Consider the following 16,686-nt stretch of genomic DNA (forward strand, 5'->3'; position numbering starts at 1 on the left):
CCTCTTATGCTGCCTCGACACGGGCCGTACGCAATGTCCCAATCAGATCGAGATAGCGCGATGCTGTCGTGTCGATGGTGTCCGGATGGCGTGCATTGTCGCTGAGTGATTGACGCAACTCCGGGTTTTCCGCCATACGGCGCATGGCTTCCGCCAGCGCCTGCGGATCATTGGGCGGAACGGTCAGGCCGTTTACGCCGTCCGTAATCATTTCAGCCATGCCGCCAATATTGGAACAGATGACCGGGCAATCCTGTCCCTGTGCTTCCTGAATGACGAGGGGCGCATTTTCCCACCAGATCGACGGCATGATGGCGCAATCGACGGTGCGGATCAGTTGCGCGATATCTTCTCGCCGATAAGCGCCACGCCGTTGCACGAAAGGGGCCGTTTCGGCAAAAAGCTGATCGATCTCGCTGACAAAGCTCTCGCTTTGAAAGGGGGCGGCACCATGCACGCGCAGTTCGAAATCGAAGCCTTCATTGATCAGTTGCTGCGCCGCACGGAGCAGAACAGTCGCGCCCTTCCACGGGTTCAGATTGCCAAAATAGCCAAAGACAGGTTTGGTTCGTTCGCGGCGCGGGGCGTCGATCACAGGGCGCTCCGGCTGGCCGTTTGGAATGACGCTGATCAGCTCTTCCGACAGACCCCAGTCAACATAACGTTGTTTCAGGAATTCGCTTGGAGACACGAAGGCGTCGACCGCGCTCAACAATGACTTGATGTGGCGCTCGCGCAGCACAAATTTGTCGAGCGGGATGTCCTTGAAACAGGCATGACAGCGATCCGGGCTGGCGCCATAGCAAAGTTCCTTGCCCGTCGTGCGCACCATCAGCCCGTCATGGTGGCAGATCGGGTAATAGTCATGCAATGTCAGCACGATACGGCAATCCGGCAATGTGCGACGGACAATATGCGGAAATTCCGCACCGAGCAGCAGAAGGTGGTGAAGATGCACCACATCCGGGCGGAAATCCTTCAGCAGTTCCACAATGTCTGGCACAATGCCGTAGAGGTCGACCTGGCTCATGTTGAAACGGTCGAAATGACCAGACCAGAGCAGAATTTCGTCGCCGCCGTTGCCAATGCTCTGGAAGCTCGTGCCCGGGCGTTCCTGACGGTGAACCTTGTTAGTGGCCCCAAGAAACAACGCTTCGCAACCGGCGCGCTGATAGGCGCGGAACAAGTCATGCGCAAAGATTTCCGTCCCGCCGGGATGCAGCGAGGGATGGTTATGGGCAGCGACGAGCACGCGTTCGGCCATCAGGCAACGCCTCCACGTTTTGCGATGAACAGGTCCTGATAGTGGTCGGATGCGATCCCGCGCCAGTGGCCTAAGGATTTCAGTTCCAGCGACAGGCCGACGCCTGCAAGGGCGCGATCCAGAAAGCCATTCTCAAAGCCGACGGCGGCGAGCGGCGGAAGCTCCGGCACATACCAGCACGGACCCGTGCCGCTGCGTTCGAAACTGAGGCGCGGGTCACGTTTGCTATGACGGTCGCGCGCGGCAATATCATCGACGACAAAAGCCGTCATGAACAGTTTGCCGCCCGGTGCCAGCACGCGGGCAATTTCTCGCAGATAGACTTTGACTTCGTCAGCGGCCAGATGCGTCACCACCGATGTCATGATAACGAAATCGACGCTCTTGTCCGGAAATGGCAGAACGAGGTGAAGCCCATCGACAGCGCCACGCGGATTATAAAGCGCATGGGCAATGTCGAGATGCTGAAACTGGAAGTTTGGATAAAGCGCGCTGATATGCTGGCGGCACCAGCTTGTGCCGCTCGCAACGGGGTCTATGCCAGCATAACGCCCCTTGGCGGGGTCGAGATATTGCGTCAGCGGCACGGCCATGCGCCCGATGCCCGAACCGATATCGAGAACGCGCGCGTCAGGCTTGAGGCCGCCTTTGCGGATGAAGTGGCCAAGAAACTCGGCACCCACAGCCCGGAAATCGCCATCGCCCACAAACACGCTGTTCGGGTCGGGTGAGGGCAGGAAGCGGTTCTTCAATACGGCATGTGTCAGCCAGCCGATTTGTTCTTCGGGAATTGGAAGTTTGGTTTCAGGCTGTTTCAGCGCTACCACGTCGGTCAAGCGACGCTCCTTTCATATTTGGCTACGATCACATTGGACGATGGTGCAGTCTGCGTGTCGTCTTCTGGCGGAGCCATCAGCTCGGTAATGTCGTCATCCCAGCGCTGGGTGTGCAGCCAGGAATTATATTGGCTGGCGAGACCGCGCATATAATCGGCGCTGCGGCGGATTGAACGGCGTTCGAAATGGTAGAGCGCAACGGCGGGGTCATAGTAGACCTGAAAGCCAAGCTGGCGGGTTTTCAGGCAAAGATCGCTGTCTTCATAGTCGCCAATGACATAGTCTTCAGTATATCCGCCGACGAGGTCGAAGATATCCTTACGTGTTATCAGGCAGGCACCTGTGACGCCGGGAACATCGCGTCCGACAAGAGCGGGCGCGTAGCTGCCGGGCATGCCCTTGTAATAATGATGGTTGAGCCAGACGCCGTGGCGGTCACGGGCGAAATAGAGGCCTGCGTGCTGGAGCGAGCCGTCCTCAAAGAGCAGGCGGGGACCGATAGCACCCAGCCGCTTGTTGTCGAAGAGCGGTTGCAGCAGTTCTTGCAGCCAACCGTGCTTTTCCGGCACGACGTCGGAGTTCAGCATTACAATGGCCGTACCAGTTGCCACACTCGCACCCGCGTTGCAGGCGCGAGCATAACCGCCATTGCGATTCATGATGACAAGGCGAAACGGCAGGTCATGCAATATATGCAGGCCGCCCAGCATGTGTTCGGTATCGTCGTGTATTTCCGGCGAATCGAGAACGAAAATCAGTTCGGCATTGGCGACGATCCAGGGATCGGTGGCGAGTGCTGAAAACTGAAAGCGCAGAAAATCGAGATTGCGATAAAGCGGGATGACGATTGACGCGACCGGGTTGGCGGGTATCGTGCCGAAATCCTTGGTTTCCGAAATGCGCACAGTCGCGCCCAGCTTCTTTTCCACTTCGGTCAGAGCAGGAGCGAGAATGGTTTCAAACACTTTCGGGCGGGTATGCTGCGGCGGCACAGCGCGCAAGATGCGCTTGCGCTGTTCCGCCGGTTCGAATGGCTGCGGGGCAGGGACAAGCGGCGCGGTTGCGCCGGACGTGAGCCGCATCTGGAAACGCGGTTGCAGAAGCGGACCAAGGTTCTTGGCCGCAGGTAGCCACGCAACGAATCCCGTTACATCGGCCTGTGGCGCATCCTCGCTCTTGGCGATCTTGCCGGGGAATTTGTGAAAATGCGCTTTCAGTGAAATAGCGCTGCCATTGGCAGGCAGATATTCAATATCGCCTAGCATCGCCGCCGGATCGTGATACCACCCGCCGACGATCAGCCCACTATCCAGAGCAAGGGCAAGGTCGATTTCTGCCGCGGGGTTATGACTGGCGGATTGTGTGATCTGGCGCACAGGCAGAGGCGAACGGCTTTGCAGGTCGATGGCTACAGCCGGGCCGCTTGGACCGAGTTTGGCGAGCTGGTTGACCAGAAATTCACGCAGATCCGCATTGCCCTGCCATTTCGTCCACCATTTGCCGAAATCCATCGGTTCTGACGATGCATCGGAGAGTTTGCGGATCGCAACGCCCTTCTGTCCGGTCAGAACGAATAGAAACGACGAGGGCAGACTTTGAGGAGATTCAACCAGCAGGTGGAAAGGCTGCCATGCTTTTTGCGATTGCTGGCCGACTGTGAAGCGCGGAGGGATAACGATGACGCTTCCGTTGCTCACACCATAAACGGCAGAGATTTCGCCCAGCATCGGATCGACAGCGGTTTCCAGGAGGTGGTGCCCGGCAACCGGCTGACCGCAGTTCTGAATTTCCCGCGGTTCTGGCGTCAACGCCAGCGTGATGTCTCGAACGAGGGATGCAAAAGTCTGATTGCGCGACAGGCGAAACGCGCTGCGCCATGTCGTCAATATGGTCGAAAGCAGCTTGATATGCCCCGGCAGGGTCAGGTCTGACAGGATGCGCTCGCTATCAAAGGAGGCAAGCTCGTTGGCCGGGTAGAGAATCGACTGAACCGTCGGGCCGAGGGAGCCCGCAGAAAGAGCAAATTCAACCGGCTCGCTACCGGTGCGCATGGCCCAGAACATGCGCGTACCGCCGCTTTCCAGTGGAATGCCGACACTGAGCAATGGCACAGGCTGGACGGGCATTTCGAGCGCGCATTTGGTCGACTGGCGCGCCGGGCTCGGAATATCCCAGACGATCACAGCAACGTCGGCGCAAAGGCGGCAAATGGAAAGATTTTCGGGTTTGCTTTCCCGGATATCACGCGTTCCGATATCATTTGGGCCGGTGCCGATTGCAATTTCCGCCGAATGGTCGAGGTTCAATGCGAATACCCTTTCATTCTTGTCGGATGCAGGAAAATTAGAGCACATCCCGAAAAGTGTGAAACGGCTTTCGGAAAAGATGTGCGTAAAAACAAATGGTTAGAACGCCGATCTGATCTAATCAGATCGAAGCGCGTTCTAACGAGGAGCCCGCATTCTGATCCGAAAACTGACAGTCACTTTTCGGAATACGCTTCAAAATCAAAAGCGTGCCCGGCGGGAGGCTGCCGGGCACGCCATTATTGGTTCAATCAGTGAACAGTGAAGTACTGGTCGGGATGTGACTGAATGTCGTCAGCATTGGTGTTCACGAGGGTAACGGTGTCGCCATTGCCGAGATCGACAACGACATTGCCGCCAACCTGCGTGACGCGATCAGCAAGATCGTCCGCAGACGTAATATCGAGGCCATTGATGCCCTTCTGAATCTGAAGGATATCCTCGCCAGGATTGAAGTCGAGAATGACGTCGTTTCCGCCGCCACCGTTGAACAGGAACGTGTCGCTCCCATTGCCACCGATAAGGATGTCGTCGCCGGTGCCGCCATCAAGGATGTCGTTACCGTTGCCGCCATACAGGATATCGTTGTGAGCGCCGCCATAGAGCAGGTCATCGCCGTTGCCGCCCTGGAGAATGTCATCTCCATTGCCGCCAAACAGCACATCGCTGCCATTGCCACCGCTCAGGATGTCGTTTCCTTCATTGCCGTAAAGAATGTCATTGCCATTCTCGCCGAACAGGATGTCATTACCTGCGCCGCCGAAAAGAATGTCGCTGCCATTCCCACCGAAGATGGTGTCATTGCCATCCCCTCCGAAGACGAGATCATCGCCGCCATGGGCACGGATGAAATCGTCAAAGCGGGAGCCGAACAACACGTCGTCGTAGGCGCCGCCTTCTAGAGTGGCCATCTGCTTCTCCTTGTGTTCCGTTGGGTTTCACAAGCCGGAATGCTCCGACCATTATGCTCGTAGTAGTCTGATACGTATCTTTGATAAATACAACATCGGAAAATGGTATAATTAAAGAAATAGCGTGTAACAATTTATTACGAAAAATTTATATTCGGGAATTGTGAACTTCTTTTAAAATTACTTTTGTATCAATTATAATTTGTATTTGGATTATATTTAAGATCAATTTACTTCAAAAATTGAAACGTCACGAAATCGACAAGAAAATGTCTATTTTTCAGAATGATGGCGCTACGCATCGTTTTCAATGCGCAGCGCCTTAAAAGTTTGGAAACCCGGTCTTCCTTGAGGGAATACTGTGGAATACCGTTTCTTTATGAATGGAAGCCAAGGTTTGAATCTTCCAGGAGAGAGACTGTCAGAGACGAAACCTAACCAATTCCCTTCTGGAACATCATGCTTGCAGACTGCTCGAAACTTCGAACAGCCCGGTTTTAATCTTCGCGGAAGGCGCGGTTCAGACTGTCAGTAATCGGCGAAACAATATAGTCGATTGCGCGACGTTCCTTGTGCACGATGATGACTTCCGCAGGCATGCCCGGATACATGCGGGCTGTTGGGTTGGCTGCAAGCGAATCTGGATTGATTTCAGCGCGCGCCACGAAATAGGCCGTGTTGGTCTTGTCATCGATCGTCTGGTCGGCGGCGATATAGGTCAGTTTGCCATCGAAGGGCGCCATGGAGCGCTGATTGTAGGCGGTCAGCTTGATCTGCGCCTTCGAACCCACCGCCACACTGTCGATATCGTTGGGGCTGACTTTCATTTCCACCACAAGCGGTTCGTTTTCAGGAACGATGTCCATGATCGCTTCGGCAGGAGAAATGACGCCGCCCGGCGTACGCAGGCGAATATTGGCAACGATGCCTTCCTGTGGAGCGAGCACCTCAACGCGGCGCATCACATCCTTGGCAGCGATGATCTGCTCTTCCGCATCAGAAAGTTCGACCTGACTGGTGGTGATTTCACCGGCAATTTCCGATTGGAGGTCGCTTTCAATGCCGGAAAGAGCGAATTCGGCACCGGCCTTGGCTTGCTCCGCCTTGGCCTTGTCGCCGGTATATTCGCCGCGGTCGCCGGCAAGCTGGCTCAACCGGGTTTCGATCTCCGTCAGCTTGGATTTCTGCGCAAAGCCTTTTTCGACAAGGCTGGCGATAGCCTTGCGCTGCTCTTCGATCAAAGCGATCTGGCGGTCGGTCGCGGCGATCTGCGCCGTCGAAGCCTTGGCCTGCTCGGTATATTGCTCGATGGTTTTCTGCTGAATGTCGATCTTGCTTCGTTTTTGCGTCTGCCGCTTTTCAAAAAAGATCTGCTCGGCGCGAATGGCGTTCTTCGCGTTCTCGCCCCCTTCCTCGAATTTATCCGGGAAGGTGATTTGGTGTTCGCCAGCCTGTTCTGCCCTCAGGCGTGCCAGCTTGGCGATGAGACCGATGCGGCGGCTTTCAAGCGATTGCAGCTGCGAGCGTGCCTTGGTGGCGTCGAGACGGAGAAGCGGCTGGCCGACCTTGACCAGATCGCCTTCCTGAACCAGCAGACGGTCGAGGATGCCGCCTTCCAGATGGCTGATGGTCTTGCGTTTGGAATCGACGATGACGGTTCCATTGGCAACGGCGGCGCTACCGAGTTCGGCGGAGTAGGCCCAGGCGAAGAAACCGCCAAAGGCAACGCCGATGGTGGCCAGCCCGGCGATGATCAGGCGGCGCAGCGGTGACTGGTTGTCTTCGCGCTCCAAATCATAGACCCATTCTGGTTTGACACTGCCGAAGCGGGTGAGCGCCTTGTGGTCGGATGATTCTGCACGCGGTGCGAGCAGATTCGAAACGCGGCGGGGAATGACGGATTTTCCAGTCATGAATTTACGGCTCCTGCCTGCGGATTGTTGTTGCCGGGCGTCAGCGACGCCACAACATCGGTGCGCGGGCCGAATTGCGTGATGCGACCGTTTTCAAGCACCAGCAGCTTGTCGGCAACCTGCATGATCGTAGGGCGATGTGCGATCATGATGACGATGGCGCCATCATCGCGTGCGTGCTCGATGGCGCGCATCAGCGCGCGTTCGCCGATGGCGTCGAGATTGGAATTGGGCTCGTCAAGCACGATCAGGCGTGGGCGATTATAGAGGCAGCGCGCAAGGCCGATGCGCTGGCGCTGGCCGCCGGAAAGCGTCAGTCGTCCGTCGCCTACCGGTGTGTCGTAACCGAGCGGCATGCGCCCGATCATTTCATGCACGTCGGCAAGGCGGGCCGCTTCCAGCACGCGGTGCGGATCGCTGTCGCCCATACGCGCAATGTTGTCCTTGATGGTGCCGTCCAGCAGCGAAACCGACTGCGGAAGGTAGCCTGCAATCTCGCCGAACGAACCGCGTTCCCAGAGATAGACGTTGTTGCCGTCGAGGAAGACGCCACCCGAAGTGGGCTTCACGATGCCGATCAGCAGCCGCGCCAGTGTGGACTTACCTGCTGCCGAGGGACCGACAACACCCAGCACTTCACCGGGCGAAATCGAAAATGAGATGCCCTTGATGATCGGAACTTCAACGCCGGGCGCAGCATAGATCAGTTTGTCAACGACGAGATCGCCATTGGGGCGCGGCGTGGGCATGGTCTGGCGGACGGCGAGGTTTTCTGAAAGCAGCGACTGAACGCGCTTCCAGCTCGCTATGGCGCTGACCCACTGACGCCAGTTCTCCACGATGCGGTCGAAGGGCATCAGCAGACGACCGATGATGATGCTGGTCGCGATCATCGCACCCGGGGTGATTTCCTGCTGCATGGCAAGCAGCGTGCCGATGCCAAGCGAGGCAATCTGGATGATGAAACGCGCCGTGCGTGCGATCGACGACAGCGCTTTGACGCGGGTGCCGCCGAGATCGAGAACCTCGAGCGCCTGCATCTGCACGGTGCGCCAGCGGCGGGCGAGGGCCGGAAGCATGCCCATGGCTTCGATAACTTCCGCATGGCGCAGGCTGCTGCCGATTTTCGTCACCGCTTCGATATTGGCCTGATTGGCCTCCTGGATGAGATTGCGAGTCAGCAGGTCGGTCAAGAGGCCACAAGCGACCAGAATGACGACCGCTACAACGCCGATGACACCGAGCATCGGATGCAGCAGGAACAACACGCCGAGGAAGATCGGCGACCACGCCGCATCAAGCGGCGCATTGATGGCTGGTGAAGTGAGGAAGCTGCGCAGCTCGGTCAAGTCGCGTAGGGTCTGGGTTGCTTTCGGCAAACCCTGATCCACCGAGGCCTGAACGGCAGCGGTTAACACGGCCAGGTTGAGACGGCGCACCAGCGCGGTGCCCATGGCCTGAAATGATAGCGCCCGGATGAACTCCAGAACGCCAAAAACGATCATCGCACCGACAGCGAGAATCGTCAGCATGGTCAGCGTGTCGAGACTGCGGCTGTTCAGGACGCGGTCATGAACCTGCAACATGTAGAGCGGTACGGTCAGTTGTAGCAAATTGATACAGGCACTCAAAAGCACCGCATAAAGCAGTCCCGACAGGAAGACGCGCCGGGCCCTGTAAATTAGGCTTTTGGGCGAAACTCCCACTTCATCGGTGGCTTTTTTGCCAGCGGGGCTCTTGCCATTTAGGTTCTTTTGGCCAGTATCAATCATACGCGGTCTGCCTTGGTATGGTCACAGGTCGTGGATATCCCTAAAGAGAGTCACCCATCTATCAGTATTATTCAAGTAATACCGCTTAGAATGTGACGGAAAAAAGTTATTACGGCGGGGAAATGCGAAAGGAGACAAGAAAATCTAATTGAAAATTTCTTCAAAATTTGAAGTAAAATTGAAAATGGAGAGTAAGAGATGCAAAAGCTTCTGCACGAGGGAGTGGAAGTCGAAACATCAATTGACGGATACTCAGCCGTCGATTTTCCTGAAGTAACCGCCGAGAAACAGGAACGCAGAAATCCGGTGCATACAGTCGTAATTACTCATTTCGAACTGGCCCGGATGATTGAAAGAGTGAACCGCCGCTTTGTGAGCCTCCTGAAGACGGAGCTGACCAAGTTGGGCGTAGAGGACATTGGCCCGGCACAGACACTTGTTCTGATGGCGATCGGCGATGTCGAACTCACTGTGGGTGAACTACTGGATCGCGGGCACTATGTCGGGTCCAACATTTCCTATTATTTAAAACAGCTTACCGATGGCGGTTATGTTGATCGCGTTGCCTCGCAGCGAGACAAGCGGTCTGCGCGCATTCGTCTGACAGACAAGGGTGAACGCCTTTGCCTCAACCTGAGAAACGCCAGCAGGGACTATCATCACATCCTTGCTCGTGATGACGATGATCTGCGAAATCTCGAAATCGCATACCAGACTTTACACAGACTGGAATTGCTGTGGGGCAACGCCGCACGGTATGGCATTTGATGTTGATCGACGAATATCGACCAAAAAACCTACACGTTTTGTGACATGCATATAGCTTTTGTGCACAGACGTGGATTTGGTCAGTTCGCTGCTTTAGCCGGGCATCTGGCCGAGAGCGGACATGATGTAAGCCTGATTTGCGAAACGGTGGACCGTCGCCTCCCTGCGGTCCGCGTCATTCGCCACAGAGTTGAATCTGGTCCTCGCGCCGATGGTGCGATGGCCAGATATCTCGAGGTTCCGGATCATCATACCCGGATCGGTTACCGTGTCGCGGAAACGCTTGAATCGATGGCGCGACACGGGCAACCGCCGGACATCGTTATCGGTCATATCGGCTGGGGCAGCATGATGTTCGTCAAGGACGTGCTGCCCTCGACGCCGGCGCTTGGCTATTGCGAATTTTTCTATCGGGCGCATGGTGCGGATGTCGGCTTTGCGCCCGATGACAAGCCTGATGTAGAGATGCGGAAGAGGCTGCGGCTTAGAAATATGGCGCAGCTCGTGACGCTCGAAAGCATGGATGGCGGTTTCAGCCCAACACATTGGCAGAAGAGCCTTTATCCGAAGGCGGCGCAGAACCGCATCGCGGTCGTGCATGAAGGCGTCGATACCAAGGTTTTCTATCCCGACCGTCACGCATCTTTGCAGCTGCCTGACGGTCGTGTTCTGAAAGCCGGAGAATCGCGCGTGATCACCTTTGTGGCGCGCGATCTCGAACCCTATCGGGGCTTTCCACAAGCGCTGGAAGCGGCAGCGAAAGTCATTCGTCAGAACAAGGATGCGATCTTCGTCTTCGTCGGCGGAGACGGCGTCAGCTATGGCACGCCTCCACCCGGCGGCGGATCGTGGCGGGAGCATCTCTTGCGCGATCACGAGCTGCCGTCCGACAGGGTGGTGTTTCTGGGTTCCATCCCCCACGCTGATCTGCGCAAGCTTTACCAGATATCGACGGCGCATATCTATCTGACCTATCCGTTCGTGCTGTCATGGTCGGTGATCGAGGCGATGGCGTGCGGCGCGCTGATCATCGGCTCCGATACGCCGCCGGTGCGCGAGGTGATCCGCGCCGGTCAAAATGGGCTGCTTGTTCCATTTTATGACACCGAAGTGCTGGCTCAAACGGTGCTGGACGTTCTCGCCGACCCTGATGCCTGCCTCAAGATGCGGGCGGCGGCGCGCCGAACCATCGAAAACCGCTTTCGGTTGTCGGAATGTTTACGTCAGCAAAAAACGTTGATCGATGCAGTATTGAATGTCCGATGAGCAGTATGTGGCGATAATCGGGCATTCAAGTGCCTGTATTATAATATAATAGCCCGCAATTCTGCGTGTTTACGAGGTATAATGAATATGTATCCATATTGTTTCAAATTTTGAATTAAATAAATTACAAATATTCGCAATATTATCATATAGTTGATGCTATATCACTGTTGACAATACATGGTCTGTATTTTCTCATTGTACTTGTAGGCCGAACCTCCCAATCGGCTATCAGACAATGGACGATTATGTTGAGCACACCACTTCCTGCGATCTCGGGGCGGAAGAACCGCCGCTATGCCATTGCTTCGATGCGTGATCGTGAAGCGCTGGAAGCGACTTCTCTGGGCGATGTGACTGCTTTCGTCGAAGGCGACGGCAAGCGTCTGCGTCTGGCGAATACATTTCCGCTCATTGCGGTTGCAGCTTCCGATGAAGGCGCACACGAACTGAACTCTATACTGCAGCAGCTTTATCGCATGCGCACCATACCGGAAGTGCCGGTCGTGCGCGTTGATGAGGCAGGGCCGCAAACCGTGCCCATGCTGGTGACCCAGTTGCTGGAAAGCAGTCTGGACCGCCTTGTCGGGCATGTCAGCAAGGTGCATGCGGAACTCGCCATGCTGCGCCGCGAACGCGAAACGATGTTCGAGAACTACCGCGCCATCGAAGACGCCTTTCATGCACGCAACTGGGATTCCTCGACCGAGATCTTCAGTCACGCGCCTTTGGTTGACCCCAAGGATGAAGGCTTTGCGCGCCTGCTGCGCGAATCCGAAATTGAACAGCTTTTTCCGGTTTCGAGCTATGCCGTCTCGGGCTTTGCGCTGCATTTCCGCGATCTGCCCGCCAACCGCAACGGTCAGCTGATCGTCACGCTGGATTATCTCGAAAACGGCGAGGGCATTGCCGAATGGCTGGTGCCGTATGGCACGCTGCATTCGGAGTGGAATTTCTTCTCGCTCCCCAAAGCCTGTGACGGCAGCCATCGCACCTTACGGCTGCGCATCTCGGCGACGGGCGGCGTGCCGCCGGAATTATCGCTGGGCAATGTGATCGCCAATGAGCGCTACGCCGCTCGCGCGCGTATACCGCATGCCGATCTCGATATGCGCCCGCTGGCGCTGAGAATCTTCACCGGCCTGCCGGGCGTGCGTCCGGCATCGCTGCCGAATGCCATTGTGCCGACCTCGATGATCAATGGTCGCAAGGTGGATGATTATCGTCTGCCGATCGAGCTTCTGCGCAATGTCGCCAATGTGTCCGTCACACCGCTTACGCCGGATTTCCCGACGGTACGCTTTCTGGAACATGAAGACGCCGTCGGTTGCCATCCGCTGGAAGAAGGCATCACCGCCGCTGCCATCCGCCGGGTTGTTGCGCCGGGAACTGTGCGGATTTCCGCCCGGGCTGTGATTGACCATCCGGAAGGCCAGCCCTGCGCGGTCGGTCTGCTGCTCGTCAATCTGGCATCCAATGCGCAGGACGAAATCGGCGCGCTGGCTTCTATGGACAGGCGGCGTTCGCAGGTTCTGTTCAGTGGCTGGTCGGAGGTGGCACCCAATCGCCCTATAGATATCAACTTCATGCTCGAAGAGCCAATCGACCGTACCATGGATCTGGTTGTGTTGAGCCGGGCCGCTGGGGAGTCCGTCGATTTCTCCTGGCTGAAGGTGTTCAACTTCCGCCTCGTCAAGCATGTCGAAACCAGTCCCGCTCAAGAGGTGCTGAAAGAGGCCGCGAATGTACGATAGATCGAAGGATTTGATCGTCGTCGCCATGCCGCTCTACGGACATGCGGCGCTGGCGCTTGAAGCGCTGGAATCGATCCTCACATCGCAGACGGTGTTTCGCACCCAAATCGTTGTATCGGTGGACGGTGACCCGCGTCGCGAAGTGTTCGACAGTCTGGCACTTTATTCCGCAGCCCATCCGAATATCCATGTAATCTTCGGCGAGAATGCGGGGCCAGGCGGGGCGCGAAACCGCGCTGTCGAATACATTCTCGAAGAGATGCCGGACGTTAAGGCGGTCTACTTTGTCGATGCCGACAATCGCGTGCAACCGCACACGATTGATACGCTTTACCGCAAGCTTCTCGCGTCGAATGCGGGCTGGGTTTACACGAACATCGATACGTTTTCGGTCAACTGGCGCGCCCATTACGGCGACAGCTATTCGCGACTCATTCACTGCATCACAGACAATATCTGCGATACTGGCTCGATGATCTCCGCGGATGTGTTCCGCAGTGGCGTTCGCTTCGATGACGACCGCCAGAACGGCTTTGAAGACTGGGAATTCTGGCTTTCAGCCATTGAGGCAGGCTTTGTCGGCACGCCATGCCATGACACGGGCTTCGAATATCGCCTGCGTGCCGAAAGCCGCTTCAAGGAAGCCAATCGCGACCGTTCCGGTTCGATCAACTTTCTGCGCAAGCGACATAAGGCACTGTTTCGCCGTCCGACACTGGTTGGTTTCGAGCATGAGGAATGCCCGCGTTACGGCGTCATTCGTGCAGGGGAGGGAACGGTCAGTTTCTTTACCGATCCGAGCCTTGGCGCGACTGATCTCAAGTTCGATGATGCGATCCGGGCCTTCTGGGGTAGTGTGTCCGAACCCGACAATTTCCATTTCCCGCCATTTCTCGCCTCGTCCAACACCGAGACTCTGAAACTGCTGACACGCTCGCGTCTGTTTCCGAACATTCTGTCGCGACTGGAAAAGCTCGCCGAGCAGGCCAACATCGTTTTCGTGGAATTGACGAATGTTGAAAACGAGCGGCGGATCGATACCGAAATGATGCCGTCCGGTGCAAGGCAACCGCACGCCGATCTGATTTTCGTTTCGACCAAGCTGATCCGCGACATCATCGAGAACGATGCGCTCAACTGGTTTGCGTCGCTCGGCACGCAGCAATTGTGGCCCACATCGGCGCGCATGAAAGTCCGCTTTCCGTTCCCGCGGGTGCGCCAGCGCCGCGCCTTGTCGCGACCGGAGCAATCCATGCTCAATCTGGTCACGTCGATTGCCACAAGTCCGCTGAAGCAGAGCGCGGCCATGCGCTGGACGTGGCGTCCGCGCCGCTTGCCCGCTTTGTCGGATATGTATCAGGTGCTGCGTGACGAGCTTGGCGGCGGGCCTGTTCTGCCGCTCGCACATAATCCTGCGAAGAAGAAGACAGCTGCCGTTCTGGTGCCGAATGCATCGTTCGGCGGCGCGGAAAAGGTGGCCTATGCGGCTGGCCGCGAGCTGAAGAATCAGGGTTTTGAAACCCATCTTTTTGTGCTCGGCAACGAACGCATGGACGTGCTGGACGAGTTCGACCAGTCCTTCGATTATCTCCACTTCTGGAAGGATGGTATTCCGGCCTGGGGCGATACGAATCGCTTTCTCGGACAGGACTTCATCACCGAGGACCATCCGCTCGACTGGAGCATCTTGCGCGGTCAGCTGTCGGGCTTCGATCTGGTCGTGAACAACCACGTCATGGCGGCGCATCCGCTGATGGGTAAGCTGCGATCAGAGGGAACGCGCACGGCCTGTTATCTGCATGTGGTGGACGAAACCGTCTTCCGCCGTCAGGCCGGGCAGCCCTATGCGGCCATCGCCTTTGAACATGCCTATGACGCCTTTCTCACCTGTTCGGATCAGCTGAAAATCTATCTGCATAGTTTCGGCGTGCCGTTCGAAAAAGTCTTCTCGGTGCCGAATGGCGCGAGCTTCTCCATCGATGCGAAACAGCGCGCGCAGGTGACTGCAGCCCGGAAGGAAGGCCGTAAAGGCCGCCCCATGCGCATCCTCTATATGGGACGCCTCGACCGCCAGAAGGGCATCGACCGGCTGCATGACGCGATCATGAAGCTCAGAGAACAGGGCATTTCCTTCGATGCGCAGGCGATTGGCGGGGAGATTCTCTCTGATGATCCGAGCGCGTCTTGGATGACGAAGCTGCAAGAGGCGGGTGTCCGTGTGTCGCCCCCGGTCTTCGACGGCAAGGATATCGCGAACCATCTTGCCTGGGCCGATGTGCTTTTGATGCCTTCTCGTTGGGAAGGTGCGCCATTGATGATTGCCGAAGCGCAACAGCTTGGCTGTGTGCCGGTGGCAACAGCGGTTGGTGCGGTTGATGAACTCATCAATCATGGCCGCGACGGCATCCTGATCCGCAATGGCAATGATGCACAGATCGTCGCCGACATGACGCGCATTCTGTCCATTCTTGCGCAGGACAATGACGCCCTTATGCGCACGGCGGAAGGCGCTCTTGCCTCCGCAGCACACCGCACATGGAGTGCTGCATTTTCCGACTTCACGGATTGGGCCAATGAAATCAGCCCTGTCTACCCGAAATCCCGGTCTTCCCAGCCGGACGTTGCAGATGATGCCAGCGCGGTTGCCGTTCTCCCCGGCCGCGCAGTTGCCTGATTATACCAGAAAGGTCGACCTATGAGCCGCCCAGCCAACCCACGAATTCTCGTCACTGGCATTCCGAGCCATTTGACCCGCCTCATCCAGAGAGCGGAAAAGGCGCAGGTTTATTATTCGGAAAAGCAGCGTGTACCGGAATCCAAGGATAATTTTATCCAGGAACTGAAGAACATCAGCAATACGGGTAATTATCTGATCGGGGAGGGCGCCATGACCGCCCTTCTGCCATCCGCCAAGCATGTTCCGTTCTGGCATCTCTATAATTGTGTCAATAACGGAACGGGTCTAGAAGAGATCAATAAGGAATTCGATATCTGCGTCTTCACTTGCGCCAATCTTTTGCGCAAGGGCCTGTCTGCGGATGCGGAAGCTCTGGTTTTGTCCAAACTGGACATGCCCGTGGTAATGCTCGGCATCGGCATTCAGAACCGCCCGGACATTGAAGGAGAAGACGGTCTGCCAGCAGGCACGAAGAAGCTTCTCGAAGTGCTGAAGTCCCGCGAGCATTATTTCCTCACACGTGGTGAGAACGCAGCCGGTTATCTGCGCGATCAGGGCTTTTCCTATGTTCGCCCGGTTGGCTGTCCGTCGCTCTATTTCCGTCCCGACAATATGCGCAAGGCGATCAGCCGTCTGCCGGATGTGAAGGTGGGCGAGGGCCGCACCGTCTTCACCGGCTATATGGGCGCGGAGCTGGAAACCATCGGCGACATGAATGCGCTCAGCTCCGATGACGGACGCTCGGCCTATGTCGTGCAGGACGAGCTTTTGCATTTCGATATGCAGCTTGAGCCGGATGCCAATGGTCGCGCCTACGATTCAACGACGGGCGAGCTGGTCGGTCCGCTTACCTATAAAGGCTCCGGCGATCTCAAGAAGAAGATCAGCGTCCACGCTTTTCTCGACACCAATCAGTGGCGTGCCTGGTGCTCGACCATGGATTTCTCCTTCGGTCGCCGCTTCCACGGCAATGTCATTTCCATGCAGGCCGGTGTGCCGAGCCTGATGGTGGCCGTCGATGACCGCATGCGCGAAATGTTGAATTTCTCTGGTCTACCGAAGATCGACGCGCGCGATCTCAACGCCGCCAACGACCGGCGTGCCTTTGTGAGCGATCATATTGCGGCGATGAACATCCCCGACGTGATCGAAAAATATTCGGACCGCGAACGCAACTTCCGAAGCGCCCTTTCAGAAATCGGCATTGGATAACTCCCGA

11 protein-coding genes are annotated in these 16,686 nt (G+C 56.6%); 5 read left to right on the forward strand and 6 right to left on the reverse strand.

Annotated elements, in window-relative coordinates; genetic code table 11:
• Window positions 1–4: 4 nt before the first annotated feature.
• The 6 genes from JAU75_RS17710 to JAU75_RS17735 form a co-directional block, all read right to left on the reverse strand.
• Window positions 5–1,264, reverse strand: a complete 1,260-nt coding sequence (locus tag JAU75_RS17710; protein WP_199057796.1) for a glycosyltransferase family 4 protein — start codon at window positions 1,262–1,264, stop codon at window positions 5–7.
• On the reverse strand, window positions 1,264–2,100 hold the full coding sequence (locus JAU75_RS17715) for a class I SAM-dependent methyltransferase (protein WP_199057797.1): 837 nt from the start codon (window positions 2,098–2,100) through the stop codon (window positions 1,264–1,266). The genes JAU75_RS17710 and JAU75_RS17715 overlap by 1 nt, the downstream gene beginning before the upstream one ends.
• Window positions 2,097–4,406, reverse strand: a complete 2,310-nt coding sequence (locus JAU75_RS17720) for a glycosyltransferase family 2 protein (protein ID WP_247880534.1) — start codon at window positions 4,404–4,406, stop codon at window positions 2,097–2,099. The genes JAU75_RS17715 and JAU75_RS17720 overlap by 4 nt, the downstream gene beginning before the upstream one ends.
• A gap of 251 nt (window positions 4,407–4,657) precedes the next feature.
• Window positions 4,658–5,317, reverse strand: coding sequence for a calcium-binding protein (locus tag JAU75_RS17725; RefSeq protein WP_199057799.1), 660 nt, complete (start codon window positions 5,315–5,317; stop codon window positions 4,658–4,660).
• A 497-nt stretch (window positions 5,318–5,814) separates the two neighbouring features.
• Window positions 5,815–7,230, reverse strand: a complete 1,416-nt coding sequence (locus JAU75_RS17730) for an HlyD family type I secretion periplasmic adaptor subunit (RefSeq protein ID WP_199057800.1) — start codon at window positions 7,228–7,230, stop codon at window positions 5,815–5,817.
• The gene (locus tag JAU75_RS17735) at window positions 7,227–9,002 is read right to left on the reverse strand and encodes a type I secretion system permease/ATPase (protein WP_199057801.1); all 1,776 of its coding nucleotides are present in this window, start codon (window positions 9,000–9,002) and stop codon (window positions 7,227–7,229) included. Before JAU75_RS17735 ends, JAU75_RS17730 begins: the two co-directional genes overlap by 4 nt.
• Window positions 9,003–9,200: 198 nt before the next feature.
• Here JAU75_RS17735 and JAU75_RS17740 point away from each other — a divergent pair, with 198 nt between their 5' ends.
• The 5 genes from JAU75_RS17740 to JAU75_RS17760 all read left to right on the forward strand — a co-directional run bounded on the left by JAU75_RS17740 (window position 9,201) and on the right by JAU75_RS17760 (window position 16,679).
• Entirely contained in the window at window positions 9,201–9,770 is a 570-nt protein-coding gene (locus JAU75_RS17740; RefSeq protein ID WP_199057802.1) for a MarR family transcriptional regulator, read from the forward strand.
• Between the two features lie 45 nt (window positions 9,771–9,815).
• The gene (locus tag JAU75_RS17745; RefSeq protein ID WP_199057803.1) at window positions 9,816–11,036 is read left to right on the forward strand and encodes a glycosyltransferase family 4 protein; all 1,221 of its coding nucleotides are present in this window, start codon (window positions 9,816–9,818) and stop codon (window positions 11,034–11,036) included.
• 248 nt (window positions 11,037–11,284) lie between these two features.
• On the forward strand, window positions 11,285–12,790 hold the full coding sequence (locus tag JAU75_RS17750; protein WP_199057804.1) for a DUF6212 domain-containing protein: 1,506 nt from the start codon (window positions 11,285–11,287) through the stop codon (window positions 12,788–12,790).
• Window positions 12,780–15,464, forward strand: a complete 2,685-nt coding sequence (locus tag JAU75_RS17755) for a glycosyltransferase (RefSeq protein WP_199057805.1) — start codon at window positions 12,780–12,782, stop codon at window positions 15,462–15,464. Before JAU75_RS17750 ends, JAU75_RS17755 begins: the two co-directional genes overlap by 11 nt.
• 21 nt (window positions 15,465–15,485) lie before the next feature.
• Window positions 15,486–16,679 carry a polysaccharide pyruvyl transferase family protein gene (locus JAU75_RS17760; protein ID WP_199057806.1) on the forward strand — a complete coding sequence of 398 codons (1,194 nt, stop codon included), beginning with the start codon at window positions 15,486–15,488 and terminating at the stop codon, window positions 16,677–16,679.
• Window positions 16,680–16,686: the final 7 nt, after the last annotated feature.

It is taken from the genome of Ochrobactrum sp. Q0168, from assembly GCF_016427605.1.
GTDB lineage: Bacteria > Pseudomonadota > Alphaproteobacteria > Rhizobiales > Rhizobiaceae > Brucella.